This window comes from Actinomadura latina NBRC 106108, from assembly GCF_001552195.1.
Lineage (GTDB): Bacteria > Actinomycetota > Actinomycetes > Streptosporangiales > Streptosporangiaceae > Spirillospora > Spirillospora latina.
Genome location: NZ_BCQS01000026.1, coordinates 1 through 25,264, shown reverse-complemented (window position 1 = coordinate 25,264; position 25,264 = coordinate 1). Strand labels below are relative to the sequence as shown.

Genomic DNA, 25,264 nt, shown 5'->3' with positions numbered 1-25,264 from the left:
TCGGCGCCATCCGAGATGGGACGGGACGTGTCCGATAGGGCGGCGTCCTAACTGACAGGGCAGGGATGCGCGCCTCTCAACCGAACCGGGTCTCCGCTCGGCACTACAGGCCATGGGGCGCGTGCTCGTCCACGCCGGTTCCCTCTTCACAACGCCGAGCGCGCGTCGGCATCGACATGAGCCGGTTGAAGGCCTCGTCCCTCGTCAGCAGCGGCAGACGGCCGGTTACGGACGGGTCGGCGGTGCGTGTGACCTCGCCGTCGGCTGAAATCTTCGTGCTCCCCTGGTTGCGAGCCGATATGGATACCACGAGAACATAGCCTCGACCGCGGGAGAGGCCTTCGCCTTCGTTGCCGTAGGTGACGAGGAGCCGCCGGGACGAGGTCTGCAGGGCCAGGAAAGCGCGTGTCTGCTCATGGTCGTCGGTGAGGATCAGGCCGGGGATCCGATCCTCTCGCAGGGTGCCAATGTCCATGCCGAACAACCGCCAGGCGTCCGGACGGTTCAGGACGAGTTCGGCCGGGACGCCTTGCCGGCTGCTGAGGATCTTCATGGCTATGTGGCGGGCGGCGTCTTCGGCTCCTGGACCGGCCAGTGAGGCGCCCTTCGCGAGGACGGAGGCGATGGAGAGTGTGCTGGACGCAGTGCCGGTAGTCGTCGGGGGCGTCGTTCGAGTCCTCGGGTATCGGCCTCCTCTCAGAACGCTGAGCAACGAGGTCGTCCCAGCGATGATGGATTGGCGGCGTTTCCCCAGGTAGACGACGGCTGCGAGCAGGGCCAGCGCGACGGCCTCTACCCACGGGGTCGGCCACGGTGTGCGGTCGGACGGGCGGGGGTGAGACGTCGGGACGTGCTGGGAAGTCTTCGGTATCGCCGGCGCGCTGGGAGGCGGCAGCCCTGGCGATGGTCGTGTTTCGGGTTGGCCTGCTGATCGGGCACGCGGGGTCGCGGAGGACGCGCTGGGTGGCGCCGCCGGGTTGGTGTCGTGCCTCTTCGGATGTTGGAGGTCGCGTCTTGAGGGCGGGGATTGGTGAAGACGCTTCGGCTCCTTGGGCATGGAGTCGCGGATGACGTCGTCCCACTCGGGGTCGCGGCCTGTCCGCAGGCTCTTCAAGACCTCCTTGCGGGCACGGCGGCAGAGCTTCCTCCTGCCGACGTACTGGCTGGCGACCGGCCCGATGGGCGCGCAGGCCGCGATGTTGCGAACGGCGATCGGGCCCTTGTCGTCCTCCGCGGCGACGTTCGGCAAGGTGATGGCGCCGAGGAGCAGGGCGGAGTTGACGAAGAGGGGCCCCCACCGGTCAGGCATAGGGGCCTCCCCGATCGGAGCGGTTCCAGTGCGGAGGCGGCGGCAGTGCGGGGCTCCAGGTACTGGGGGGATGGCGGCGGGGCCATGCGATGGCGGCGATCAGTGCGATGGGCCAGCCGAAGACGGTGGCGCAGCAGATCACGTTGACCAGGATGAGGTACCCGATGTCGTCGGCGCCGCGGGCGAGCGCGATGAGCGTCGGCAGTACCGCGAGGATGGCCAGCAGGCCGAGGAGGGCGAGCAGGAAGAACGGGCTGTTCTGGATGCCATGCATGTTTTCGGTGCCCTTCGTTCAGCGGTTGCGTCGGCGGTTGCGGTCGGGGACTTGAGGCGACGTCCGTCGCGGGGTCGACGGCTCGAAGGACTGCTTCGCACTCATCTCCAGCGCTTCGTCGATGGAGAGCGGGAAGTCCTCGGCGGCCCGCTCTACGTCTCGGGTGGGACGAGGGCGCGGGTCTGCCGGGACGGCTTTCGTAATGACGTGCTCGGGCAGGTTCGTGGTGATTTCCAGGACCATCCGCAGCTCCTCCGGCTGCGGGTCACGGCCTTGCGAGCGGAGCTTGGCGCGTAGTTCGCCGGCGATCTGCGCGGCACGGTGTTCCTGGCGGGCCTCTTCCCATTCGGCGCGGTCCGGGCCGTGGACGCGCGCCGCCCATTCGGCGCCGGCTCCTTCGTGCAGTTCGGCGCGTCCGGGGGCCGGGTCACCGGTGCGGACGTTGGGGTCCCGGGTGAAGAACGGCGCGGCCTGCTTCATCGCCTGGAGTGCGTCCGTGCCTTCGGTGCGGAGCCGGTCGTAGTGGCTCATCGCGTGCGGGTGAAGGCGGCGGAGCCGCTCTTCGCATCGGCGGACGGCGAGGGCCGCGGAGGCGTTGCCGTCGGCGTACGGGACGGCCGCTCCCCACGCTTCGGCGACGTCCAGCAGGGGTGCGTCACGCAGCCACTTGCGGTCGTGGGCGCGGTTCCAGCGCGAGCGGGCTTCGGCCAGTGCCGCCCGCCGGAGTTGGGCTTGGGCTCGGTCGGCTTTCTCGTCCCGGTCCTGCTGAATGGCCTTCATCCGGTTTCTGCGCTGGGCGAAGGTCTGCTGCACACCGACGGCTGCGGACACGATCTGGACGAGTCGCTGCCCGCTGTGCTGGAGGCCTTCGGCGATCGGGTCCGGGTGTTGCTGGCTCATGGCGTCCTCCGATGGGTGTTGGGGCGTTGGGAAGGTCCGTCGTCACGGGTGTCGCGGACGTCGGGTGCCTGCTGCGGGTGGGCAGAGGGCGCGGGTAACGAGATGTCCGGGACGGGGGCCGTGGTCGGGGCCGGATCCGGGCTGATCGCTGAGGCGACGAGGGTGGTGATCTCGGCGGCGTCCATGCCGGTGCGGGCGGCGACACGAGTGACCTGGCGGCCGATCTGGTCGGGCTGGAGTTCGGCGATCAGCGCGGCGGCCGCTCGGGCGGCGGTGATCCGGGATTCGACGAACTCCAGCGCTCCCCCGAACCTCTGGATCCTCTCATCTACCAGCAGGTCAGCGAGGGGAGTCACAGAAAGTAGCGAGTCGCGGACACTGGAGTGTCCCGTGGTGGTCAGGAGGTCAGCGGGGTCCATGCCTTGGGGCAGGACGGCTGCGTGGAGTGGCCCGGTGATGTTGCGAAGCGTTCGCCATGCTCTGACGGCTCCGGCTCGTCCGGCGGGGTCGCCGTCGAGGGCGATGGCCAGCCCGGACGTCGCGAGGTCGGCGTGGGCGGCGATCGCCTCGATATGGGAGGCAGTGATCGCGGTCCCGCAGGGCGCGACGGCGGCGTAGGTCTCGGGGAGGATGGCATTGACGGCGATCGCGTCGAGGGGCCCTTCGACCAGCAGCGGCCGTGCTGTTCGCATGAGTTGATCGCGTGCCTCGAGGAGGCCGAAGAGGACGTCGCCCTTGTGGAAAAGCTCGCTCTCGGGGCTGTTGAGGTACTTAGGGCCGGGGGCATCGTCGCGCCGGCGGCCGATGAAGCCGGTGATCGCTCCGGCTTTGTCGCGGAGCGGGAAGACGACTCGGTTCCGGAAGAGGTCGAAGGGTTCTCCGGTGTCGTTCTGCTTGGCCAGGCCGGCTTCGATCAGTACCTGATCGCGATGGCCCCGCTCTCGCAGATGCCGGAGCAGGGTCTGGCGACCGCGAGGCGCGAGCCCTATCTCCCACTGCTCCTGCATCGGCGGGGTGAAGCCGCGACCTGAGAGGTAGTGGGCTCCCCAGCTGCCCGGCAGGGTCCGTTGGAAGAAGCGGTGCGCGTCCGCCAGCGCCCGCTGAAGGCTCGACGTCGAGACGTTCGGGTGCTGTTGCCCGGTTCTGGCGGGTGGGGAGTCGCCTCGGACGGTTGTCGGTTGGCTGCTGCTCGCGACGGTCTCTGCGAGGCGCCGTCCGATCTGTGTGCTCGTCCGGACGATCTGGTCTCCGACAGCGCGAATCACGGCGGATGGATTAGCGCGGACGTCCGTCCCAGCCCACTGCGGCGCCGGCGTGAACGTCAGATGCGTGACCTGTAGTCCCAGCTCGGTGAGGACGAGGTAGGCAACCGAGTCGGCCACTACCCGTCGGGCGCCATGGCATGGGGCGAAGTGGGAGCTGACCGTGTCGACGTGTCCGCCGTGAAGGAGCGCGTGCGCGAGCTGGTGAGCGAGGAGAGTCGCCGCCGTGGTGTCGTCCAGTTCTGGAGCAACGTGAATGCGTCGGCTCGGGCGTCCGAGGTAGGTCCAGCCGTGCCCGCGGTCGACGTAGAAGTCGAGGTCGGCAGCGAGCCGGGAAAGGCGCTGGAGACCCTCGGCCGGAGTACAGGCGTTCTTCTTGATCGCTTGGCCGTCGGTCTGGTCGATGTCGAAGACGGTGCGCGGCTTTCCGCGCGTGGAGATGATGCGGACGCCGATCACACCACGGCGAACCTGCCGTCCCTTCTTCTGCCATGCGTCGTAGGAGCGGACGTCGGTCGCTGACGGACGTTGGGCCGGGATCAGCAGCGTGTTGGTGAATCCGTAGCGTCCGTGGTGGCCAGCGTGCTCCAGCCAGGTGTCCCATCGCGTACGTCCGTCGGCTAGGCGCGTCACGGCGTGGTCGGCGATCCCGAGGAGGATGCCGAGCCGGCGTCGTTGGCCCTCCGCCTGGGCGAGTTGCTCGTCTTTGAATGAGGGCGTCATGACGAATTCCGTCTGGCCGACTCTGCGCGGACAGCAGCGATCATCTGGGTGAGCCGATAGTTGGCGATCGTGAAGCCCGACTCGCGCAGGCGGCGGCCGAGCCGGTCCCGCCTGAGCCGGCCTCCTTCGCGTTCGACCTCGTGTTGGAGTTGCCGGGCGATGGCCATCATCTGCTCGTCCTGCCGGGCCTCCTCGGCGGTGTCGGAGTCAGCGGGCGGCCTCGGGAAGGGCTGGGCGGGCAGCCGGCTGAGGGCGAGCCGGTCGGCCAGCGGGGCGCGCCATCGCCATGACCACCGGCCGTAGTCCTGCTGGAGTTGGGAGACGGCCAAGAGGTGCTGATGTTCCAGGTCGAGGCCCTGCCGGTATTCGGTGATGTGCCACAGGATCATGCGTCGCCACAGCAGCAGGCTGGAGACCGGCGCAAGGAGCCACCGGGCGGACGGGATGCGTTCGATGCGGTCGGCGGAGGTGAGCCCGACCCATCGGCGGATCAGGTGCCGGACGCCTTCGACCACCGTGATGAACAGGACGGGCATGGCCGCGTGCATCACGCTGCCGACCAGGCTCCCGTGCGCGGCGGACACGTTCACCAGGACGGTGCCGGCGATATAGACCCAGGCGACCCAGCGCAGCACCGGCCAGGGCAGGTCGAGGTACTCCATCAGCAGGTCCCAGGCCAGCAGGATCAAGATGCCGACGTCCATGCCGACCGGAACGATCCACGCCAGGCCACCGAAGTGCGGCTCGGCCAGCTGACGGATGGTGGTGAACGATCCGAGTCCGCCGAGGACGCCCAGCGACGCGATCAGCGGGACGACTGCGGCGGTCACCCATTTGACGACCACGGGCTGCGGTGTCCGCTGCTCTCCACTGGTCGGTGGGGCTGGCGCCGGGAGCGGGTGGGCGGGGGTCATCGAGTGCGCCTTTCCACCATCCAGAGCAGCAGGCGAGCGACGTACCGGGGCTCGTCGGCGGTGCCGAGCAGCCGGCCATGGGCGGTGACGTAGGCGTAGGCACCCTCGGCGCCGGCGCACAGGACGGTCTCGGACCATCCGTTGTGGCGGATGCGCAGGCGCCAGCGTCCGTTGCGCGGTCTGCGGGCCCGGACGCTGACGCCGATGCGCCGCAGCTCGTAGTGGAGCCGGAGGAGACGGGCACGCCGTTCCGCCAGCTCATCCTGTGTGGTGGTCCCCTGCGTCGTCATCGTTCCCCCGGTGTCGTCAGCCGATGGCCGCGAAACGTCCATCAACTAAAGTCCTTGATCAGGAAGATGCATCACATTGAGAGATTGGTCAACTACAGAGTGCGACTCGGCGTGTTGTTACTTAGGAGCGTTCTCACGGGGTGCGGCGGCGAGGGCTTGGCGAGTGTCCTGCGCTGCGCGGCAGAGTCGCTGGGCCAACGCCAGGGCCGGGAGCCCAAGGGTTGGGGAACGCGGCCATGGCCAAGCGGACCTGCGACGGCACCTGATGTGGGTCTCGTTGAGTCTCGGGCTGCGAGCCCGCGGGGGTCTGCGCCTGCTCAAGGTGGTGGCGCGCACGGCGGGCGGCATCCGCCTGCGCCTGCCGCTGCTGAAGCAGACGGACCTGCGCGATGGTCTCCAGCAACGTGAGCAGGCGGCTGACCAGCAGGAGGACGGAGATCGTGGTTCGGTCCCGGACACCGGCCAGGGTCAGCAGCCACGCCGCCGTACGCAGCGCATTCCCCGCTGAGGTGGGACGCGGGATGCGACCGTACGGCGCGCGGGCAGCACGGTCATAGACGTCGGCAGCCCGGCGCAGGTGGCGATTGCCGGTGGCCTTGCCGGCCGCGTGCAGTGCGTCCGACGCCGCCCAGCAGGCGTCCTCGGCGGTATAGGGATCGGTGGCCAGGTACCGGCGGATCTGGGACGTGGCGTAGGCGGCAGCCCTGGCGGCGTCGTCGTAGAACGCCTGGCGCTCCTCGTACGTCAAGTCGCCGTACGACAGGCCCCCGTCCCGGGCCGAGCCGTCCCATCGTCGGCGTAGGCGCGGCAGGGTGAGATCGTCAGCGAGCTGGCCGCCGCTGCACCAGAGAGGTTCGGTCTGGTCGGGCAGCGCGACGGCATAGCCGGTGATCTCATCCGGGTCGGTCTTGCTGTAGCGCAGCCGGACCAGCAGCCCGTCCTGTTCCAGGCGGTTGAGGAACTCGGCGGCCGTCCGGGTGTCGTCCGCCGCGCGGCGGACGGCCGTCCGCAATACCGCCCGAGCCGTCCGCGCCGACATGTGCCGTCCAGACAGCGGACGAGGCCCCGGACGAGCAGCGTCGTCCGAGGTCCATCGGCGCCGCATTCTGGGCAGCGTCAGGTCGGCGGCCAGCTTCCCGCCGCCGAACCACACCGGCCGTCCGGACGCGTCGCAGTCATCGGCCAGCGCGACAGCGTAACCGGTGACCTGGCCTGGCGTTCGGGTGCTGTGACGCTCACGGACCAGAACCCCCTCAGCCCTTAACGCCGCGAAGAATTCGGCCTCCGTCCGCGCCCCCGCCGCGGCCACGGCGACGTGCCGCCGCAGCACGCCGCGAGCCGAGTCTCCACGCCCCGCCCGCGCGGCCTTCTCGGTCTCGCCGCGCTTGGGCCGCCGCGCCGCCGTCCGGTCCGCCGGAGCCGTCCGCCGCAGCCCGAACCGCCGCTCCACCTCCCGGCACGCGTCCCGGATCCGGTACCCGTCGTTCCACACCTCCGGCCGCACCCCGTCCACCCGCGCCAGCGTGGCCACGATGTGGATGTGGTCATCGGCATGCCGGACCGCGACCCACCGGACGCCCTCCGCGTCATCCTCCCCCGCCAGGCCCGTTCGCGACATCACCTCCCGCGCAACCTCGGCCCACTGGCGATCGCTCAGGATCGGGTCTTCCGGCGCGGCCCGCACCGACACATGCCACACCGGCTTGCGGTAGTTCCGCTCCCCAAGCAGAGCCAGCGGCTGCGTGAGCAAGCCGTCGAGGCGACGAAAATCCTGACGGCCATCCGCACGCAGCGCCGGCTCCAGCTCCGCCGGGCTCCGGAACCCCGCCACGATGTGCGGATCACGGTGCTCCTCACACCGTCCAGGCCCGTACAGGTACCGGACCAGGCCCTGCACCCGCTTACCCCGCACCACCTTCCCGATCAACGCGCGCCGGCCACGCTAAGGAAGCCGCCGCCGCAGCTCGTCAGCCAGGTCGTCCAGCTTCTCGACAGTCCGCGCCGCCGCCTCGGCGTACCACCGCAACTGCGGCGGCACGTGGCCGGAATGCAACGCCGCGACCGCCTGGTTGAGGTTCACCCCGATCCGCTGCGCCTGACCCGCCGCATGCATCACCTTCGCCAGCGCCTCCCGCAGTTGGACGTACTCGGGCCGCTCCGTACCGCGCGCCGCCGCAAGCAGCACCTGTGCCGCCCAGGCCCCCGTCGCCAGCCGCTCCCGTCCCGCGGCCGCCACCAGCAAGGCGTGCTCATCATCGGACAACGCGACGTACACCGCCCGACCACGCCGCGGCGTACGGTGTGCCCTTCGGTTCCGTGTGGTCGCTCTCTTGGGCGAGGAGCCCCTCGCGTTCTCCGTCATCGGCCTCCACTCAGATCGCGCTCGATCCCGTCTCGGCGTGTGGACCGCGCTCGGTCCACGCCGCAAATCCTTAGGATTTCCATTTCTTGCTCCGCGCCCGCCGCGCCCCGGCGGACGACTCGCGCCCGGTGGACGACTACGTCGGCGCAGGACACTGCGCCGCCTCCATGCAGGCGCAGCTACGTTGTGGTCATGGAGCAGGACGAGTTCGTCATCAAGCTCACCGCCGACGAGGCCCTGGTGCTGTCGGATTGGCTGGAGCCCGTACAGATGACCGACCTCAGCCGCATCGTCGATGACCCAGCCGTCTGGGCGCCGCTGCACCGGATCGCCGGGACGCTCGACAACGCGCTGCCATGGATCTTCGCCCCTGACTACGCCGAACGGCTCGCCGCCGCACGCCGACGCCTGCTACCCGACGACCTGGAAGAGTCAGCCGATGACCAGTGACGACGAAAGCGACCTGCCCAAGCTCGCCGCCCCGGCCAGGCGAGCGCTCGCAGCCGCCGGCTACAGCAGCCTCGAACAACTCGCCCAGGCCAGGGAAGCCGACATCGCAGCACTGCACGGGATGGGCCCGAACGCGGTGAAGACACTGCGCCAGGCCCTCCACGCACGCGGCCTGTCATTCCACGCCGACCACACATGACTCAGCCGGACGTCCGGGACGGCCCCGACTGACCGGCCGTGGACTTACCGGCCGCGACGTGGATACGGCGGTTGGGGTGGTGAGCGAAGCTCCGGCGGGATGTCGTCGGCGACGGCCGGGCCCGGAAGGACCTCGCTGATCGTCCGGGGGAAGTCCTCACCGGCGGGCCCCACCTGGGCGTCGTCCCGGTCGGCCAGGTTCACCACTGTGCGCCGGTCTGGGGGCGGCTCTGGGCTGTCGTCCACGGCGTGGATCGGGGCGAGTGCGCCGGCCGCTCGCCGGAAGCTCTCGCCGAGGTCGGCGGCCTGCCCGGTCACCTGCCCGAGCGCATTGTGGACGGCGGTCACGGCCTCGACAGGATCGTCGCCGCGATCATGCCCGAGCCTGCCGGCGTCGAGTTCCCGGGTCAGGAACTGGTCGATCTGCTCGGCCGTCTGCGCCAGGCGGAAGGCCGTCTGGGCCAGGTTCCCCAGCACCGTGTACGCGGCGGCCGGCTCGGTGAGTCCCGGCGGGCCTTGCGTCAGGTGGTTGAGGGCTCGGACGCGCTCATGCAGCTCGCCTGCGAGTCGCTCGATGTCATCGTTGGTCGGGGTTTGGGGTTCGGTCACGTGGGGTGCTCTCCAACATCGATGGGGCTTGGTCCATGCAGCACTCCTCTCTTCGAGCGGCACTCGGCCGGAAGCTTTTATGCGCTTCACTCTGCATGCTGTCAACTAAAGGTAAGCGCCGCGAGTGTCCTCAGCGGCGTGTCGCATCTCGGGAAGGGCAGGATGGAGCAGATGTTCACCGTGCACGCGACCAAGAAGCTGCTCGACCGCGTGGGTCGTCCCGGCCCCGCTGCGGAGTCCACCACCTTGCTCGGCCCCTGGTACGCCACGGCACTGTTCTGGAAACCCCAGGTCGCGCTGTTCGTCAACGAACGCACACTGCTTCCTTTGCTGATGCCGCTGGCCCCTGCCTCGACGCTGCTGGACCGTTTCCCCACCCACCTCGCGGACGTGCTCACCGCACACGGCACCCCCGCAGAGATCATCGACCGCGAGCTTGCGCAAATGGGCGAGAGCTGCCTGGCCAAGACCGCCAATCGCAGCGTCGTCGGGGTGATGAACGAGTTCACCTACCTGGCCGACGTGCACCGTTCAAGGACCTCGGCACCCGATCTCCTCGACTTCTCCCTGCGTCTGGCGACCACCCCGTGCGGCCCTCTCTACTCCCGCCACGTCAGCCCCGACCGCGAACTGGCCGCCCTGCTGCACGCGGTTCCGCCGCCGGAGAACATCCACGACTCCTGACGCGAGCCATGTCAAGACCCCATCGCGACGAGGTCGCCGCCTGGAGGCCCTACTAGGCTCGCGGAGGTGCGGCTCGACCTGATCACCATCGCGGTGGACGACTACGACCCGGCCATCGAGTTCTTCACCGGCGCCCTGGGATTCGACCTGGTGGAAGACTCACCCTCGCTCACCAACGACGGCCGTCCCAAAAGATGGGTCGTCGTGCGGCCACCGGGCGCCCAGACCGGCATCCTCCTCGCCCGCGCCGACGGCCAACGCCAGACCGCCGCCATCGGGAACCAGGTCGCCGGCCGGGTCGGGTTCTTCCTGCGCGTGGACGACTTCGACGCCGCCCACCAGCGCATGACCGCCGCCGGTGTCGAGTTCGTCACCCCGCCCCGCACCGAACCCTACGGACAGGTCGCCGTGTTCCTCGACATCTCCGGCAACCGGTGGGACCTACTCGGCCCCGCCGACTGATCACCACGCCCGGGACGCCCGCACTCCGGCCGCCTCCGGTTGGTGTCAGATCTCCTAGATCGGCTCGGCATGCGGTATCGGCTCGACCTGGCGTGCACCGGCACCCTTCGAGCTGGTGACGGCGGCCGACCGAACTGACCAGAGCGCCATCGCAGTCGCGAAGAGGATGAGGAACCCGGCGCTCAATGCCGCGTTCTTGGGGCCGATGTAGCCGATCAAGGGCCCCACCGCGACCAGGACGAAGGGGGTGAGCAGGTAACTGGTGACGATGCTCCAGCTGTTGACCCGGACCAGCACGTCCCTCGCGAAATGGTCCTGCAGGGCGGTCGTCCAGAGGACGTAGTACGCGGCCTGGCAGACACCCGGAACGAAGATCACCAGGGCGATGCCCCCCCAGGGAACGCCGCTCCACACGACGATCATGGGGATGGCCGCGGAAGCGGGAAGCGCCGTGGCGAGGACGACCGGTTTGGACGTCCTAACGCGTGCACCGACCAGTGCCCCCGCCAGGGCCCCGAAGGCTTCACATGCGGCGATGATCCCCCATCCCCGCGCACCGCCGTGGCCTTGTTTCATGTACATCGGCCCGATGACGTCTGTGAACCAGGCGACGGCGCCGATGAGCGCCGTGAACTGCAACGCCATCGTCCAGACCCATCTGTGCGCGGCGAACTCTTTCCAGCCTGCGCGAAGGTCCCGAAGCATCCCGGATCCGCGGTCATGGCGCGCGGTTCTGAGCAGGCTCAGCAGGATCGCGCTGACCGCGCACAGCACGCCCCGAGCCGAGGCCGCCCATCCGGCGCCCACGGTGCTGACCACCACCCCGGACGTCGCCAGGCCGATGAGCAGCCCGAGCGATTCGGTCTGGCTGACCAGCGCGTTACCGGCCGGGCGGCCTCGGCCCGTCAGCAGGTCCGCCACGATTCCCCGGATCGCCGGGAGGAACATCGCCGTCGCCACTCCCGAAAGGCAGGCGAGTCCGCACAGCAGCGCAAGCGGGGCCGTCTCGGTCAGGAAGCATGTGCCCAGCCCCAGCCAAGCCGCGGCGGCGAGGAGCTCGGCCGATACCAGCACGCGGTGACGCGGAAACCAGTCGCCGACGACTCCGGTGAAGACCATGAGTATGGCGGGTGCCGCTTTGCAGGCCATCACCAGGGAGAGTTCGGCAGGGCCGTACCCCAGGTTCATGACGCCCCAGGCGAGCGCCACCTGTCCGAACCCGACACCTGCACTGGAGACGAGTCGCGAGATGAACAATGGGGCAACTGCGGGAGCTCTGAACAGCGCCAGTGGAGCGAGGAAAGCGGACATGCTCGATGACGGTAGAGCACGCACGGTCAATTATTTCGACACTTTCCTCGCACCCTACTGACAGCCCACGGAATCCTTGCATTCCGTCTACATCGTCACTCGGTACGCCTAGATCAACCCCTGAACAATAGATGTCGGGTCAGGAACTGCGCGATGTCTTCATATGCCCGAAGTTCGTTCTTTCGGCGACTGAATCCGTGTCCTTCGTCATCGAAGACCTCATAGGCGACGTGCACTCCCCGGTCACGCAGACGCTCCACGAGCTGGTCGGACTCGGCGCGCGGGACGCGGGGATCACGGGCTCCCTGGAGTATGAGCAGGGGGGCCTCGATGGCGTCGGCGTAGGTGACCGGGGATCGTTCGGTCAGGTACTTCGTGTCCTTTTCGGGGTCGCCGAGCACGGTGGCCACGAAGGTCTTCCAGGTCGGAGGGCACGCTTCGGCAAGGGTGACCAGGTTGGTGGGGCCGCACAGGGAAACGCCGGCGGCCCACTGGTAGGGGAGCCTGGACAGGCAGGACAGGGCGGCAAAGCCTCCGTAGGACGCGCCCATGGCCGCCATGCGGCCGGTATCGAGATCGGTTGCGGCCTGCAGATAGCGAACCGCATGATCGAGATCGTCGAGGTCGACGCCGCCCCAGTCGCGGTAGATGAGCTTCTGGTGCGCGGACCCGTATCCGGTGGATCCGGCGATATTGGGCGCGAAGACCGCGATTCCTTGGTCGAGCAGGTGCTGATAGAGCCCGGAGAAGGCGTAGCGCGGGCGCTCCTGCTCCTCGGGACCACCGTGAATGGACAACAGGACTGGGTGCGGCCCCTCCCGGTGAGGCCGGTAGAGCAGGCCTTGGACCTGCCGGCCGACGGCGGCGGGATAGGTGATCGACTCGGGTGCGACCGGCTCGACCACGTGGAGTGCGGGCGGCCGGCCATCGGTCAGATACCGAAAGCCGCGCTTCTGGTCGAGTACGGCGATCTCGACCGGACGAGTGGCGGCATCGATCAGCACGACCGCGGCCTGTCCATGCGGCGCAAGCGTGAGAGAGGTGACGACCCCCGGCGGCGTTTCCGGCAGGTCGATCGCGCTGTGAGCCTGCAAGGCGTGCAGGGTGGAGCGTCCCGCTGCGTTGACTGACCAGGCGATCGTGTCGCCGGTCGCGTCGAGGAGCTCGACGTCCCACTCATGGTGTGCGACTGGCTCCAAGGTCCCGTCGAGGTGGTAGCGGGCCGCGGCCGTGAACTCGCCCCACAAGTCGGTGAGCAGGTAGAAGCCGGATGAATCCGCCATCCAAGGTCCCGGCTCGAACACACCCTCGCCGTACTCGGCGGTGACGCATACAGGCTCGCCGTCGGTTTCCAGGTCGATGAGGTAGATACCGACGTCGGTATTGGAGCGGAAGCCGGCCGTCAGCAGCCATTTCCCGTCGGGCGATATGCCCGCCGGCTCGAAGCCGACCTCCGGTGGAGGGACGATGCGGCGCTCGGTGTCGTCGGCGAGGTCTCGGACGATGAGGTCCTGAACAGTCTCGTCGCGATCATTGGCGGCATAGGCAAGGTACCGTCCGGCGGCATCGAAGGGCGCCGTCGCGAGTAGCCGCTGGCAGTCTCTACCGGAACTGATCTCGGTGAGGCCCGTCCCGTCGATGTCGACCCGGTACAGGCGGAATTGCTCATCACCCTGGCGATCTGCGGAGAACACCAGGGACTTTCCGTCCGGTACCCACGCGATCTGCCGCACGGCTTGGTCGACGAGTTCGGTCAGCTGCCGGGCCTCACGGGTACCGATTGAGAGCACCCAGAGATCGAAATTGCCTCCGGCGTTGCTGGAGTACGCGACCGTGCTCCCGTCCGGCGACAGCGCAAGGCTCGGGCGGATCCGCTGGTGCGGAACGAAATCTCGGAATTTGGGCATGGAGATGCCTCTCAGTCTGTGGTGACGACTTCAACCCAGCCAGCCGCGCCGGACCGCCGCGACGCCGGCGGCGAAGCGGCTCTCGAAACCGAGTTTCTCCCTGATGACAGCGGAATGCCGCCGCACCGTGGACAGGCTCACACCGGCACGCCGGGAGATGCCCTCATCCGTCAGGCCCTCGGCCATCATGCTGAGGATCTTCTGCTGGAGAGGAGACAGCGGACTGTCGGCTCGCGCGGCGCCGAACGGGATCGCACGCTCCCACAGGAGCTCGAAGTACTCCCGCAACGCCTCGACGATGACCGAGGAGCGGACCAGCAACGCCCCCGACAGGCCCGTCGGTGTCAGCGGAAGAAGCGCGATGGCCTCGTCGACGATCTGCATCTTCATGCCGATCCGAGGCAGCAACCGCGCCTCCTCACCGGCCGCAACGGCGACCTCGATCGCCCTCGCGCCGACTGGATGCTCGGCACACCGCATCTCGTAGATGGCCCGGCACCTCACTTCGCCCTCGTGCGAAGGCGGTGGGGAGAGGGTGATGAACTCGTCGACCGACGCCTCCAAGACGTAGTTGTCCAGGGACATCCAGTCGCGCCGGGCCGTACTGATCAACGAGCGGGACAGATCGGTGATCTCGTCCCGGTCGGTGACGATCTGCACCAGCCGCTCCGCGCCACCGCCCGTCACCACCGAACTGGACGGATGCGCGTCCAGCATCCGCTTGTGTCCGTCCAGCAGACGCTCGTGCTCGGTCGTCAGCCGCCGCGCCAGGTTGGCCAGCGCTCCCTGCAGGGCCAGGTTCGGTGGAGTGGGCATCACCTGCGGAGGCAACGCCGGTCCCCCGCCCCGAATGTGGGCCATGCCCGAGTCAGTGAGCGCTTTGACCCGTTCGGGGCCGCCGAGCAGCTCCTCCGCCTCTTCGAGCAGGCATCCAGCCCGCGCGAGCAGCACGGTATACGGGACCAGCAGCTCATCGGAGACGATCCCCTCCAGAAGCTGCTTCGCCGTCTGCTCCGCTGTGGTTCCCAAGCACACCACCTCCAGGCACAGACAGTAGCGATATGGCTCGGGAGCGTCACGGGGTTGGAGGGTGAGTGTTTCGGGTCAATGAGCAGAAGTCATCACCGCCCTGCCAAGGCTGCGGCCGCGGCGCCGCAGCCTTGGCGCTGACGGACGGATCACCTTCCTTCAGCGTTCCGCGAGCGCGCGCACGGTGATCACTTCTGGCCATGACGAGTTTCACTCAGGGCACTGACCAGGGATTTCGCTGTTTGATCAGCGCTCCAACGACCACCGAACAGGAGCGCTCATGGGTAGCACATCCATCTCCACCCTCCGCCGCCTGATCGCACGCCGCGTCATCGCCCGCGGCCGCCTTACCCGGCCGCCTCAGCCCCTTGCCCAGTCCTTCATGTACCCGGGAGGCGCCGGCATGATCGGCCCCGGCGCCGAGCGCCTACTTCGTACGGTGCTCGTCGACGCCCTGACGAACGGCTCCGAAAGACTCAACGTCGTCATCGCGCTGTCCGACCTGGAGCAGCTGCTCGGCGACACATCATCCCTACCGTCCGGCCGATTCGCCTCGGCTCTGCACGTCGCCGAGACCTTGGAAGACACGATCGAACACCTGGAGAGCAGGCATCCCCGGCTCGGCATTGCCGGAACCACTCCACGGCCGGCGACTCTATGGCTGGCGACTCCAGGACCCGACGCCGACGTCGTCCACCAGACGCTGGAACACCTGCCGACGGCCAGCATCATCGCACTCTTCAAGGGCCCATGGCCGTACGGCCCCACGCACCTCATCGACACGGACGGCCCAAGGCAACTACCCGCCCGAGACCTCACCCTGGTGTCCCGCAACCAGGCGGTCGCCAGCCTCCACGTCCCTGACACGCGTTAACGACTGTCAGGCTCACAGGGGCTGGGGCACTCACCCTGGCCCCCCTGCCCTCCACGGACGTCCGGACGAGTGCCGATGGGCCGCCAGGACAAGGCAATTCAGCGTTCCAGAACCCATTGACCATGTGGCGGCAGCAGAAACCAAGCCAAGGGAGTCACTCAAACTCAACGCCCTCGCCCGGAGATGATGCGAGACAGGAACTGCGCCAAGGACGGAGCCCGCCCGGGGCTTCCCCCGACGAGTATTGGCGATCGAACGCGCACGGTCACCAGGCCATAAGAAACTGGACAAAGGGTCGTCAATGCAAACCGCGAACTGAATCGAGCATATCAATGCCACTGCAGTTTTGCTGCGACACACCGCCCGGCTGGGACATGCGCCCGAGAAGTTCCCGTTCATCCGATGCGGTTTTGTTGATCGCTGCGACTCTGCCGGTGTTCAACCTGGGCAACGCCGCCCTGAAGTTTCAATCCGATGCGGTTTTGTTGATCGCTGCGACAGTACCTCAAATCATGGGGGTCTGACCTGCGGGTTTGCAAGATCATGCACCAACCCCTGCAAACGATCTTGAGGAGAGAAACCTAGATGATCTTCGTCGCGGCGTCTGTGCTGGTCAGGGCGGGTTTTCGGGTGTGCGCCAACCTCTTGTCGTTTAACAATCGCCTGAGAACAGTTCCACAAGACGGTCGCGGCCCACGGGGCGCGTGACGTGAGTGGTCGAAGTCGCCGGCTACAAAGGGCGCTGAGCTGGGAGGTCTGCATCTGATCCCTCCTCCAAACGGCCGCGCCATCGAACTCGTCCAGAGTACGCCCGGTGGTGCCGGGACGGCTCGTCCATCGGAGATGGGTGACACACCGGGCGACGGAGGAGCAAGCAGATGGGGAAGACGATCCGGATCAACGGGGTGGACGTGCCGGTGATCGCCGACCAGCTGAACGGGGAGGAGATCAAGCGGCTCGCCGGGATCGACGCCGACCGGGTGCTGGTGCGACAGGAACGGGACCGCAACGTCATCGTCCCGGACGCCAAGCGGCTGCGCGTCGCCGATAACGACACCTTCACCCACCACGCCCGGCACTCCAAGGCCCGTTCGGTCACCCGCCGCACCGCGCGGCTGCGTATGGAGGCCGCGACGCTCGCGGCGGCCTACCCCGGGCTGAAGATCGCCGACGACGAGTCGTACGTGTTCATCGGCGGTTTCCGACTTCCCGCCGGCTGGGTACCCGACCGGACCAACGTCCTGATCACGCCGCCCGCCGCCTACCCCGAGTGCGCGCCCGACGGGTTCTACCTCAGCGCGAAACTGCAGCGCCGCAAGAGCGGACGGCTCGTCACACCGGGGCACTACTTCCGCGACTACCACAACCCCTACGCCCACCTCGGCTACCACTGGTACTGCCTGGAGGACCCCGACCGCCGCTGGCGAGCCGACCAAGACTCCCTGATCACCTTCGTCGAAGCGATCCGCACCTATCTCGGGACGGCGGACTGATGCGCTGCGTCCTACGCCTGCCCACTCGCGTGTGGCGCCCGGCCGAAGAGCACCTGCTGGCATGCCCGTCCGAACGTATGGCCTACCTGCTGGCCCGCGCCAGCACCTGGACGGACCCGTGGGGCCGACACACGACAGATCTGCTCGTCAGGCAGGCACTGCTCATCCCGGACACGGCGCTGCACGTGCAATCCCCGGTGCGCGTCGAGGTCGACCCCGCCTTCACCCGGCAGGTCCTCCTGGCCTGCTACGAGACCGGGATGTCGCTGGTGGACGTCCACACACATCCATTCGGCGACGGACCGGTCTGGTTCTCCAGCCACGACGAGCACAACATGCGCCTTACTCACGCCGAGTTCGCCGCGACCATGCCGGACGAACCGCCGGCCATCGCCGCCTCCCTCGTCCTCGGCCCAGGTGGACTGGCCGGCGCCTGGTCTCCGCAACCGCGTCGACTCGCGCCGCTTGACACATGCCACCTGCTGGACGACACCCTGAACGAGGTCCCGCTGTGCACACCATGACCGAGGCCCTCGATGCCGATAGGCACGACCGTCAAGTTCGTGCTTTCGGCCAGGACGGGCAGCACAAATTGCGCTCTGCCACCGCGGCCGTCGTCGGCGTCGGCGGGATTGGCTCACTGCTCGTCCAAGGACTTGCCCATCTCGGCATCGGACGGCTGATCATCGTGGATCCCGACCACGTCGAAGCCACCAACCTCAACCGCCTCACCGGTGCCACGCCGACCGACGTATGCGACGGCACGTCCAAAGTCGAGGTCGCGGCCCGCGCCGTCGAACGCATCGACCCGAACATCCCCGTCCACGCTCTGCAAGACAGCATCCTCGACACTGACGTGTGGATGTCTCTGCGCTGCGCCGACCTGATATTCGGCGCCGTTGACGGCCACGCACCACGTTGGGCACTCAACTCACTCGCCGTGCAGTACGCCCGCCCCTACATCGACACCGGCGCCGAGATCACCACGAACGGGTCCAACCCGCTCGACGTCTCCGGACACGTCGCGACCGTGACGCCGGGCGGGCCCTGCCTGCTATGCCTGTCCGGCTACGATCCGACAGCCGCCTCCATGGAACTCGACCCGGTCCTCACCACCGCGAAGCGCAGCGCCGGATACCTTCACGACGCACCCGACGAACCAACCCCGAGCGTCATCTTCCTCAACCAGGCCATCGCCGGCATCGCCCTCGGCGAGGCCCTCAACCTCCTCACCGGCTGGCACCGCCCACGCCCACGCCCGTACACCCTCATCGATCTGGCCGGCCCCGCACTCACCGCCATCGATGCCGACCCCCAACCCGACTGCCCCGCCTGCGGCCTCGAATCACCCCGCGGCGAAGGCGACGCCACACCGCCACCCCACTTCTCAACACCCACTCCACCCCCACGCCCCTGACCGCATCACCCACACCAAACGCGCGGCCCCGTCACGGGACCGCGCGTTTTCAATTGATCCGATGCGGTTTTGTCGAGCGCTGCGACTACAAGGGTCTCTCGCAGGCACGCGCCCGTCGACGTTTCAATCCGCTGCGGTTTTGTTGAGCGCTGCGACTTCACCAAGAACGGCCAGTCGATCATGGGTGACAGTTTCAATCCGATGCGGTTTTGTTGAGCGCTGCGACCCAATCGACAGAGGTAACCACAGAGGGCCGGGCGAGTTTCAATCCGATGCGGTTTTGTTGAGCGCTGCGACTCCCAACGTCGCCAACGGCTGACACTAGTCGGTCGGTTTCAATCCGATGCGGTTTTGTTGAGCGCTGCGACTATACCTTTCGGGGGACCCGGGTCATGACGCTCTTGTCATGAGTTTCAATCCGATGCGGTTTTGTTGAGCGCTGCGACCGAGACAGACGGGTACAAAGTGTACCTGCTAGGTTTCAATCCGATGCGGTTTTGTTGAGCGCTGCGACCTTTTTCATCGGGGGGCGCTATGGCCGGTGCCAGAGGTTTCAATCCGATGCGGTTTTGTTGAGCGCTGCGACCTACTGGGGCGCCTAGCAGAGCGCCAACCAGGGGTTTCAATCCGATGCGGTTTTGTTGAGCGCTGCGACGATCGCGCAAAACTGACGAGAGGCGGGGTATGTCTGGTTTCAATCCGATGCGGTTTTGTTGAGCGCTGCGACTGAAGGGTGACACGTCACCATGACTCACACCGACAGGTTTCAATCCGATGCGGTTTTGTTGAGCGCTGCGACCATGACCGAACTCCAGCTCGCCGGGGCGAAGAAGAAGGTTTCAATCCGATGCGGTTTTGTTGAGCGCTGCGACACTCCTGATGCAGTCCAGGTCGTGCTCGTTGAAGTTTCAATCCGATGCGGTTTTGTTGAGCGCTGCGACTCTACAACGTGAAGGGCGCCTGCTTCTACGACCGGTTTCAATCCGATGCGGTTTTGTTGAGCGCTGCGACAGTACCTCAGATTATGGGGGTCTGACCTGCAGGTTTGCAAGATCATGCGCCAACCTCCCCGCGAGCGATCTTGAAGAGGTGTCGCAGACGATCTTCAAACAGGCGTTTGTGCAGGTCAGAGGTGATTTTCGAGGTGTGCGCCAACCTCCTGGCAATTCTGTGAATGGCACGAAAACTGCTCGTCCATCGGTTGTGGGCATGAGGACACACGAGCAGACGAGGGCAGGGGCGCGGCTGGCTGAGCGGCTGGCTAGCGATCGAGTGCTATGGGCCGCCTGGTCGCGGGTGGCCGCCGGCAGTGGCATGGCCGGGGCGGACGGAGTCACGGCGGCCGTGTTCGGCCGCGAGGTCGGACCCCGGCTGACGACCCTGGCTACGCTGCTGCGAGAACAGCGGTACCAGGCACAGCCACTCCGGCCGGTCCGGCTGATGCGCGGCGGCAAGCCCCGGACGCGGGGGTTGCCGACCATCTGTGACCGCATCGTCCAGCGAGCCTTCCTGAACATTCACGGGACTCGGTTGAATCCCGCCAACCCGGTAAGTTTCTCATACCGTCCCGGACGGTCATGGCTCAACGCGCTCGAGCAAGTGCAGCGGCATCGCGATTCTGGGCTGACGTGGGTTCTGCGGACCGACATCGCCGACTTCTTCGCTGAGGTCGGCCACCGATTGCTGCTGGAACAGGTCGCAGGGCGGATACACGATCCCTACGCCGCCGAACTCGTCCGTTCGTGGGTGTGCGCGCCATGGCTGATGCCCGAAGGGGTGGTGGATCGCCGCCGGGGATTGCCGGAGGGCGCGCCGATCAGCCCGGCGCTCGCGGAGTTCTTCCTCGCCGATTTCGACCGTGAAGTGGACGGGAGATCAGGGCGCCTGGTCCGCTACGCCGACGACCTGACCGTCCTGTGCCAAGGACCGGACGAGGCGATGGCGGCTCTCACCGAGGTCGATCGGGCCCTGACGGCGCGCGGGCTGCGCATCAACCCCGACAAAACCTACATCGCCGATTTCGACTTCGGGTTCACCCTGCTGGGCTGGCGTTTCGTCGGCACGACAGCGCAGCCCGCCGGAACGGAAGAGGGAGGTCGTTGAGGTGGTGCTGATTCACGGCCGACCGTTCCATGTCGTGGGTACCGGGTGCGTGGTGCGCCGCAGGGGCGGACGGCTGGTGGCGCTGAAGGACGGAGAACTGCGGGCCTCGGCACCGCTGACGCAAATTTCCGAGGTGGTGCTGTCGGGGCAGGTGGGAATCTCCACCCAGGCCATGCATGCGCTGCTGTCCCGCGATATCCCTCTTGTGCTGCTTTCAGGGACGGGCAGGCCGCTGGGAAGAATGGAACCGCCCAGCGCGGGGCATGTGCTCGCCCGCCGCCGGCAGTTGGAGCGGCACGCTGTCGTATCCGACAGAGTGGAGCTGTCACGTGCTCTGGTGGCGGGGAAGATCCGCAACCAGCATGTGCTGCTGCGCCGCCGCGCCCGGCGTGCGCGCGATCCCGAACTGGTGTGGCAGGCAGCGGCACGGCTGTCGGCGCTGGAGGTCAGGGTCGCCGAGTGCGGTGATGTCGCGCAGGTCATGGGGGTGGAGGGCGGTGCGTCCGGTGTCTACTACCGTGCCTTCTCTTCCGTCCTCGACCCCGGTCTGGGGTTCACCGGACGCGACCGGCGCAGCGCGGACGTGGTGAACGCCCTCACCAACTACTGCTCGGCCCTCCTGCGCGAGACCGTTACCTCCGGCCTGCTCGCCGCGGGCCTGGATCCGTACGTGTCATTCCTGCACACCCCGGCGCGCGGACGCCCGACCTTGGCGTTCGACCTCATGGAGGAATGGCGGCCGATCCTGCTGGACTCCACCGTCCTGGCGCTCACGGGACTGCGCGCGGTCACGACCGAGGACTTGGAGGACGGCCCGGACGGGCCGTGGCTGTCACCGCAGGCCCGCAGCCAGATCATCACGCGCTTCCACGCCAGGCTCGCCGCCCCGGCGCGCGGCTGGCCGGCGCCACCCGCGCGCCGCAGCTACGCCGACCAACTCCGCGCCCAATGTGTCGCCCTGCGCGCCTGGATCCTCGGCGAAACCGAATCGTACGAACCGTTCACCTGGAGATGACCTGATGACCGACCGCACATCCTGGACCGTGACCTTCGACGTCTCCTCCGACGCCGGACGCCGCGCGGTGAACCGGCCGCTGGCCGGATACGGCCCCCGCGTCCTGTTCACCGTCTACGAGATCGGTGCCGACGCTGCCGAACTGGACGAGATCGTCAAGCAGGCGAGCGAGCATCTGCGGCCAGGCGACCACCTACTGGCGCTCCCGAACTGCCCTCGCTGCCGGGCGGCGCATCGCGGTGGAACGGCCGAGCAGGTCAGCCCGCTGGGCTGGGTCGTGCCATGAAGGGGCCGGTACTGGTCTGTTACGACGTGTTCGACGACGGCCGCCGCGACCGGCTACGGGCCGCGCTGGACGAGGTCGCCGACCGGTTCCAGCAGAGCGGCTGGCTGATCCCCGACGCGGCCGGCCTGGACGCCCACCGCGCCGCCGCCGCCCTGGAAGGATTGTTGGCACCGGTCGACCGGCTGCGGATCTACGCGCCCTGCCCCTCGTGCGCACGACGCCTGCGAACGGCCCCGGAACCCGCCGAGCGTCACCTCGTCCGACCGGTATGGGTCGCCCGCTGATCATCGGCGCACGCTCTCACTAAGGTTCCCCCACACGCCCGACGACACGGAGGCCGAGGCCCGCATGCCCGCTCGCATCATCGTCCACCTCGAGCCCGCCGGCACACGCCCGCCGATCCCCCCGCCGCACACCGGCCCGGCCGTCAACGCCGCCTTCCTGGCAGCGCTTCGCGATTCCGACGAAGGCGACCTGTCGGCGGCACTCCACGACACGCGACCGCCGAAACCGTATGCGCTCACACCGCTGCTGGACGAGCGGAACCGGCGCGTCAGCGCGTCCAGCCGCCTGGTGCGGTTCGAGGCCGGGGTCCTGGTCGACTCGCTCACCGCGCCCGTCCTGCAGGCGCTGGCGACTACTGCCACCGTGCGGGTGGCGCGCTGCCTCTACGAGGTCGCGTCCGTCGAGGTGGCCGGAGCCGCGCCCTATCCGGAACTGCTCGCAGCAGGCCGTCCCGTCGAACAATGGACCTTCCAGATCGTCACACCCGTCGCCTTCTTCACCGCCCGAGAAGAAGGCGTACGCCGCGCCCGCCCTTTCCCCGAGCCCGAATGGGCCTTCTCCGACCTGTACCGCAAGTGGAACGCCTTCGCCCCGGACACCGCATTGGACGAAACGGCGAGCCAGGCCATCACGCAGAACCTCGAAGTCGCCGACTACCGCCTGACGACGGCCGAACACCTGTTCAAAGCCAACGTCCCGCCGGCCCGTGGCAGTGTCGGCGAGATCATCTACCGCGTCGCCGACTCCCGGCAATGCTCGGCGGAGGCGCAGGCGAGCCTGGACGCCCTGGTTCGGTTCAGCGCCTACGGCGGTATCGGAGACCGCACCGGCATCGGCATGGGATACGTCCTCCCGTCAGGCCGATGACCGGTCCCGAGTCGTATGCGCAGCGCGTCCGCACCCGACCCTACGGGCCACGCGAGATAGTGGCGGGCAGCATCGCTGCCTGGTTGCACGGCCCGTTCGCCGTGCTGACCTTCACCGGCGAGTCGGCCACCATGACCGTCCGCGCCGACCTGAACGTCCCCTCGGTCGGTGTCGACCTCCTCGACTTGTTCACCGCTGCCGCAGACGGGGGCGCCGCATGCCTGCCCCGCCCCGAACGGCTGGTCGGGGAGCAAGCGATCACTGAGGACGGCTCGGTCGTCGTCCGGCAGCTCGCGGTGGAGCCGGCGGCGGGGGGCGCGTGCCTAACACTGAGTACGGACGCCCGAATGGTGGATGTGGCGCTCAGCGCGGGCGATGCCGGGCGGATCGCCGCGGAGATCCGCCGGTGGACGAGCGCGTGATGATCGCGGCGCGCGGCCCCGGTCACCGCCCGACCGCGTCGGCGGGCGCTACGCCGCCACCCGATCCGCCCACTCCACCCCCGCCGTGGCCACCAGGACCGCGAAGCGCCGCACCATCCGCTCGGCTTGCTCCGGCGCAATGCCGAACTCGTGGACGGCCAGAGCGACCGGATTTGCGCACCGTCCGCCGCCGACCGCGCATATGGCGGCGACGATCCTCCGGTACGTTTCCCGGCGGATCGCACGTGGCTCGGGCTCATCCGCACGGACCCTGAGCAGACGGCCCAAAGTCACGCGAGCCTGATCCCGTTCCGCAGCCGTTACAAGGCCGTGCAGCGGATCCGCCGCCGGCACGGCACCGGAGCCGTCCACCGGCTCGTCGATGTTGGCGGCGAAGAAGCCCGGATTGACCGCCCGCAGCGCCGCCAACGCCGCCCCCATACGCCGGGACGCCTCCACCCGCGTCAACCCATGGCGTTCGCGCAGGTCGTCCGGCACCTGAAACGGATCGGAGACCCTTCGCCGCATCCGGAACACCACCAGAATGAGCATCTCCAGACCCGCGGGATCGTCCCGCAGCGAAGCAGCCCAGGCCGCCTGCCGCAGGTCCCGGTCCGGACGCGCCGACGCACCCCGCCGCACCGCGTCCGCGCGCCTCGTCCGCTCCTCCAGATGCCGCAACGGGTAGTGGACGAGCTGCGCGCGAGCGGCCCGCAACCAGGCGGGCTCGTCGCCGCCCTTTGAACCCCGCAGCCTGGGCGCCCAGGCAGCGGCGTCCTCGTCCCGCGCACCCGGCGACGCCAAGTGCTCGCACACCAGGACCATCTCGCGGACAGGCTGCCCCGAACTGGTCACCAGCATCGCCCCGCCGATCGCGCCGCGCAGCCGACCGAAGCTCTCCAGAAGCAGGTCGTCGGCCGCCGCCTCGCACTCGGCGCACCATCCCTGACCAGCCGGCGCGCTACAAACCCGACCGGCGTGCCTGGCCCGATCCAGCGGTCCGCGCGCAGCGACGCGCAACGCCGGAGAAACGAGCGTGTGGAACGCCGCGAACGCGATCGCGTCATCACGGTCGACCAAATGGGAGATGGGCCGCACGAAGCCTCCTGAGGTAGTCCGAACAGACCGTCCGTCCCACAGGTGTGAAACCCGGAGACCCGGTCTTCCTCAGGAGGCACAAGGCCTCGAAACGCTCTTCGGCCGCAGCCGTCGAACGCTCACCAGTATCGGAGGCCCCCTCCGTCCACGTCAACCCCTTCCCACCGCCCCCCTCGGCGGTCAGTGAATCCAAGGCCCGGCGTTCACCGACGTCCCTATTAATCCGATGCGGTTTTGTGGCGGCTGCGGCACTTCGCGAACGGGTGCAAGGACAAGGTCGACAGGTTTCAATCCGATGCGGTTTTGCGGCAGGCTGCGACATCCTCAAAGTCGGGAGTGACCATGGGACACCAGGTTTCAATCCGATGCGGTTTTGTGGCGGGCTGCGACTTTCACCTCCGGTCCAGGAAGTGCTCGCCATGATGGTTTCAATCCGATGCGGTTTTGTGGCGGGCTGCGACTCGCGGAAGCGCCGACCATCGGCATTCGCGACAGCGTTTCAATCCGATGCGGTTTTGTGGCGGGCTGCGACGGAAAACAATGGGACTGAGTCCGGAACACATTGAGTTTCAATCCGATGCGGTTTTGTGGCGGGCTGCGACAGTACCTCTGATTACGTGCCTCTGAGCTGCGGGTTTGCAAGATCATGCGCCAACCTCTCCGCAAGACCTCCGTCACGAGGGGCATTAACGATCACTACAGCGCTGTTCTTGCAGGTCA

Annotated in this window: 27 protein-coding genes and 2 CRISPR repeat arrays; of the genes, 14 read left to right on the top strand and 13 right to left on the bottom strand. The window is 67.9% G+C overall.

The genetic code is table 11. The annotated features are described in order from the left end of the window. Positions 1-103: 103 nt before the first annotated feature. From AL2_RS27150 to AL2_RS27115, 8 genes are all read right to left on the bottom strand, one after another. The gene (locus AL2_RS27150; protein WP_067638427.1) at positions 104-553 is read right to left on the bottom strand and encodes a hypothetical protein; all 450 of its coding nucleotides are present in this window, start codon (positions 551-553) and stop codon (positions 104-106) included. A 748-nt stretch (positions 554-1,301) separates the two neighbouring features. After that, entirely contained in the window at positions 1,302-1,583 is a 282-nt protein-coding gene (locus AL2_RS27145) for a superinfection immunity protein (protein ID WP_067638425.1), read from the bottom strand. A gap of 18 nt (positions 1,584-1,601) precedes the next feature. Beyond that, positions 1,602-2,483 carry a hypothetical protein gene (locus tag AL2_RS27140; protein ID WP_067638423.1) on the bottom strand — a complete coding sequence of 294 codons (882 nt, stop codon included), beginning with the start codon at positions 2,481-2,483 and terminating at the stop codon, positions 1,602-1,604. Then, positions 2,480-4,468, bottom strand: a complete 1,989-nt coding sequence (locus tag AL2_RS27135; RefSeq protein WP_067638421.1) for a toprim domain-containing protein — start codon at positions 4,466-4,468, stop codon at positions 2,480-2,482. Before AL2_RS27135 ends, AL2_RS27140 begins: the two co-directional genes overlap by 4 nt. Beyond that, positions 4,465-5,298, bottom strand: coding sequence for a DUF2637 domain-containing protein (locus AL2_RS27130; protein ID WP_168444557.1), 834 nt, complete (start codon positions 5,296-5,298; stop codon positions 4,465-4,467). Before AL2_RS27130 ends, AL2_RS27135 begins: the two co-directional genes overlap by 4 nt. An 80-nt stretch (positions 5,299-5,378) precedes the next feature. Continuing rightward, positions 5,379-5,672 carry a hypothetical protein gene (locus tag AL2_RS38160; RefSeq protein WP_067638417.1) on the bottom strand — a complete coding sequence of 98 codons (294 nt, stop codon included), beginning with the start codon at positions 5,670-5,672 and terminating at the stop codon, positions 5,379-5,381. Positions 5,673-5,805: 133 nt separating this feature from the next. After that, entirely contained in the window at positions 5,806-7,569 is a 1,764-nt protein-coding gene (locus tag AL2_RS27120; protein ID WP_067638415.1) for a relaxase/mobilization nuclease domain-containing protein, read from the bottom strand. 45 nt (positions 7,570-7,614) lie between these two features. Next, on the bottom strand, positions 7,615-7,947 hold the full coding sequence (locus tag AL2_RS27115; protein ID WP_067638413.1) for a hypothetical protein: 333 nt from the start codon (positions 7,945-7,947) through the stop codon (positions 7,615-7,617). A gap of 279 nt (positions 7,948-8,226) precedes the next feature. Here AL2_RS27115 and AL2_RS27110 point away from each other — a divergent pair, with 279 nt between their 5' ends. Together AL2_RS27110 and AL2_RS27105 are read left to right on the top strand one after the other, a co-directional pair. Continuing rightward, positions 8,227-8,484: a hypothetical protein gene (locus tag AL2_RS27110; protein WP_067638411.1), complete on the top strand. Its 258-nt coding sequence runs from the start codon at positions 8,227-8,229 to the stop codon at positions 8,482-8,484. Then, positions 8,474-8,683 (top strand): helix-hairpin-helix domain-containing protein, encoded by a 210-nt coding sequence (locus AL2_RS27105; RefSeq protein ID WP_067638409.1) that lies wholly within the window; start codon positions 8,474-8,476, stop codon positions 8,681-8,683. The genes AL2_RS27110 and AL2_RS27105 overlap by 11 nt, the downstream gene beginning before the upstream one ends. A 44-nt stretch (positions 8,684-8,727) precedes the next feature. On the opposite strand, the gene AL2_RS27100 is transcribed toward AL2_RS27105, so the two are convergent. Further along, positions 8,728-9,291 (bottom strand): hypothetical protein, encoded by a 564-nt coding sequence (locus AL2_RS27100; protein WP_067638407.1) that lies wholly within the window; start codon positions 9,289-9,291, stop codon positions 8,728-8,730. 162 nt (positions 9,292-9,453) lie between these two features. Between AL2_RS27100 and AL2_RS27095 the strand changes: the two genes are divergently transcribed. Both AL2_RS27095 and AL2_RS27090 read left to right on the top strand, forming a co-directional pair. Continuing rightward, positions 9,454-9,975, top strand: coding sequence for a DUF6933 domain-containing protein (locus AL2_RS27095; RefSeq protein ID WP_210747767.1), 522 nt, complete (start codon positions 9,454-9,456; stop codon positions 9,973-9,975). A gap of 66 nt (positions 9,976-10,041) precedes the next feature. Next, a complete protein-coding gene (locus AL2_RS27090) occupies positions 10,042-10,437 on the top strand; it encodes a VOC family protein (protein WP_067638405.1) in 396 nt (131 codons plus the stop codon). A 54-nt stretch (positions 10,438-10,491) separates the two neighbouring features. On the opposite strand, the gene AL2_RS27085 is transcribed toward AL2_RS27090, so the two are convergent. The 3 genes from AL2_RS27085 to AL2_RS27075 all read right to left on the bottom strand — a co-directional run bounded on the left by AL2_RS27085 (position 10,492) and on the right by AL2_RS27075 (position 14,684). Next, positions 10,492-11,748 (bottom strand): MFS transporter, encoded by a 1,257-nt coding sequence (locus AL2_RS27085; protein WP_083946951.1) that lies wholly within the window; start codon positions 11,746-11,748, stop codon positions 10,492-10,494. Between the two features lie 113 nt (positions 11,749-11,861). Then, positions 11,862-13,655 carry a S9 family peptidase gene (locus AL2_RS27080; RefSeq protein WP_067638401.1) on the bottom strand — a complete coding sequence of 598 codons (1,794 nt, stop codon included), beginning with the start codon at positions 13,653-13,655 and terminating at the stop codon, positions 11,862-11,864. A gap of 30 nt (positions 13,656-13,685) precedes the next feature. Further along, positions 13,686-14,684: a helix-turn-helix transcriptional regulator gene (locus AL2_RS27075; RefSeq protein ID WP_157438399.1), complete on the bottom strand. Its 999-nt coding sequence runs from the start codon at positions 14,682-14,684 to the stop codon at positions 13,686-13,688. A 280-nt stretch (positions 14,685-14,964) separates the two neighbouring features. On the opposite strand from AL2_RS27075, the gene AL2_RS27070 reads away from it, so the two are divergent. The 10 genes from AL2_RS27070 (at position 14,965) to AL2_RS27025 (ending at position 23,446) form a co-directional block, all read left to right on the top strand. Next, positions 14,965-15,558: a hypothetical protein gene (locus AL2_RS27070; RefSeq protein WP_067638397.1), complete on the top strand. Its 594-nt coding sequence runs from the start codon at positions 14,965-14,967 to the stop codon at positions 15,556-15,558. An 878-nt stretch (positions 15,559-16,436) separates the two neighbouring features. After that, entirely contained in the window at positions 16,437-17,051 is a 615-nt protein-coding gene (locus AL2_RS27065) for an E2/UBC family protein (RefSeq protein ID WP_067638395.1), read from the top strand. Beyond that, positions 17,051-17,575: a hypothetical protein gene (locus tag AL2_RS27060; protein ID WP_157438398.1), complete on the top strand. Its 525-nt coding sequence runs from the start codon at positions 17,051-17,053 to the stop codon at positions 17,573-17,575. The genes AL2_RS27065 and AL2_RS27060 overlap by 1 nt, the downstream gene beginning before the upstream one ends. Next, complete coding sequence (locus AL2_RS27055) at positions 17,572-18,468, top strand: HesA/MoeB/ThiF family protein (protein WP_168444555.1); 897 nt, start codon at positions 17,572-17,574, stop codon at positions 18,466-18,468. The genes AL2_RS27060 and AL2_RS27055 overlap by 4 nt, the downstream gene beginning before the upstream one ends. A 50-nt stretch (positions 18,469-18,518) precedes the next feature. Further along, positions 18,519-19,479: a CRISPR direct-repeat array (repeat unit 36 nt; unit sequence GTTTCAATCCGATGCGGTTTTGTTGAGCGCTGCGAC). 333 nt (positions 19,480-19,812) lie between these two features. Further along, positions 19,813-20,571, top strand: coding sequence for a reverse transcriptase domain-containing protein (locus AL2_RS27050; protein WP_168444554.1), 759 nt, complete (start codon positions 19,813-19,815; stop codon positions 20,569-20,571). A gap of 1 nt (position 20,572) precedes the next feature. Next, entirely contained in the window at positions 20,573-21,586 is a 1,014-nt protein-coding gene (cas1, locus tag AL2_RS36780; RefSeq protein WP_168444553.1) for a CRISPR-associated endonuclease Cas1, read from the top strand. Positions 21,587-21,590: 4 nt separating this feature from the next. After that, positions 21,591-21,872 (top strand): CRISPR-associated endonuclease Cas2, encoded by a 282-nt coding sequence (locus AL2_RS27040; protein WP_067638386.1) that lies wholly within the window; start codon positions 21,591-21,593, stop codon positions 21,870-21,872. Further along, a complete protein-coding gene (locus AL2_RS27035; protein ID WP_067638385.1) occupies positions 21,869-22,156 on the top strand; it encodes a hypothetical protein in 288 nt (95 codons plus the stop codon). Before AL2_RS27040 ends, AL2_RS27035 begins: the two co-directional genes overlap by 4 nt. Positions 22,157-22,220: 64 nt before the next feature. Continuing rightward, on the top strand, positions 22,221-23,024 hold the full coding sequence (gene cas6 / locus AL2_RS27030) for a CRISPR system precrRNA processing endoribonuclease RAMP protein Cas6 (protein ID WP_067638383.1): 804 nt from the start codon (positions 22,221-22,223) through the stop codon (positions 23,022-23,024). Beyond that, positions 23,021-23,446, top strand: a complete 426-nt coding sequence (locus AL2_RS27025; RefSeq protein WP_157438396.1) for a hypothetical protein — start codon at positions 23,021-23,023, stop codon at positions 23,444-23,446. Before cas6 ends, AL2_RS27025 begins: the two co-directional genes overlap by 4 nt. 48 nt (positions 23,447-23,494) lie before the next feature. Here the strand turns inward: AL2_RS27025 and AL2_RS27020 are convergent, their stop codons facing one another. Continuing rightward, a complete protein-coding gene (locus AL2_RS27020; RefSeq protein WP_067638379.1) occupies positions 23,495-24,544 on the bottom strand; it encodes a hypothetical protein in 1,050 nt (349 codons plus the stop codon). A gap of 284 nt (positions 24,545-24,828) precedes the next feature. Then, positions 24,829-25,146: a CRISPR direct-repeat array (repeat unit 36 nt; unit sequence GTTTCAATCCGATGCGGTTTTGTGGCGGGCTGCGAC). Between the last annotated feature and the right edge of the window lie 118 nt (positions 25,147-25,264).

What these genes read in the sequence shown, in the direction of transcription:
- AL2_RS27150 (WP_067638427.1), bottom strand. Translation starts at nt 553, where the DNA reads ATGAAGATCCTCAGCAGCCGGCAAGGCGTCCCGGCCGAACTCGTCCTG.
- AL2_RS27145 (WP_067638425.1), bottom strand. Translation starts at nt 1,583, where the DNA reads ATGCATGGCATCCAGAACAGCCCGTTCTTCCTGCTCGCCCTCCTCGGC.
- AL2_RS27140 (WP_067638423.1), bottom strand. Translation starts at nt 2,483, where the DNA reads ATGAGCCAGCAACACCCGGACCCGATCGCCGAAGGCCTCCAGCACAGC.
- AL2_RS27135 (WP_067638421.1), bottom strand. Translation starts at nt 4,468, where the DNA reads ATGACGCCCTCATTCAAAGACGAGCAACTCGCCCAGGCGGAGGGCCAA.
- AL2_RS38160 (WP_067638417.1), bottom strand. Translation starts at nt 5,672, where the DNA reads ATGACGACGCAGGGGACCACCACACAGGATGAGCTGGCGGAACGGCGT.
- AL2_RS27110 (WP_067638411.1), top strand. Translation starts at nt 8,227, where the DNA reads ATGGAGCAGGACGAGTTCGTCATCAAGCTCACCGCCGACGAGGCCCTG.
- AL2_RS27105 (WP_067638409.1), top strand. Translation starts at nt 8,474, where the DNA reads ATGACCAGTGACGACGAAAGCGACCTGCCCAAGCTCGCCGCCCCGGCC.
- AL2_RS27095 (WP_210747767.1), top strand. Translation starts at nt 9,454, where the DNA reads ATGGAGCAGATGTTCACCGTGCACGCGACCAAGAAGCTGCTCGACCGC.
- AL2_RS27085 (WP_083946951.1), bottom strand. Translation starts at nt 11,748, where the DNA reads ATGTCCGCTTTCCTCGCTCCACTGGCGCTGTTCAGAGCTCCCGCAGTT.
- AL2_RS27080 (WP_067638401.1), bottom strand. Translation starts at nt 13,655, where the DNA reads ATGCCCAAATTCCGAGATTTCGTTCCGCACCAGCGGATCCGCCCGAGC.
- AL2_RS27070 (WP_067638397.1), top strand. Translation starts at nt 14,965, where the DNA reads ATGGGTAGCACATCCATCTCCACCCTCCGCCGCCTGATCGCACGCCGC.
- AL2_RS27065 (WP_067638395.1), top strand. Translation starts at nt 16,437, where the DNA reads ATGGGGAAGACGATCCGGATCAACGGGGTGGACGTGCCGGTGATCGCC.
- AL2_RS27060 (WP_157438398.1), top strand. Translation starts at nt 17,051, where the DNA reads ATGCGCTGCGTCCTACGCCTGCCCACTCGCGTGTGGCGCCCGGCCGAA.
- AL2_RS27055 (WP_168444555.1), top strand. Translation starts at nt 17,572, where the DNA reads ATGACCGAGGCCCTCGATGCCGATAGGCACGACCGTCAAGTTCGTGCT.
- AL2_RS27040 (WP_067638386.1), top strand. Translation starts at nt 21,591, where the DNA reads ATGACCGACCGCACATCCTGGACCGTGACCTTCGACGTCTCCTCCGAC.
- AL2_RS27035 (WP_067638385.1), top strand. Translation starts at nt 21,869, where the DNA reads ATGAAGGGGCCGGTACTGGTCTGTTACGACGTGTTCGACGACGGCCGC.
- cas6 (WP_067638383.1), top strand. Translation starts at nt 22,221, where the DNA reads ATGCCCGCTCGCATCATCGTCCACCTCGAGCCCGCCGGCACACGCCCG.
- AL2_RS27025 (WP_157438396.1), top strand. Translation starts at nt 23,021, where the DNA reads ATGACCGGTCCCGAGTCGTATGCGCAGCGCGTCCGCACCCGACCCTAC.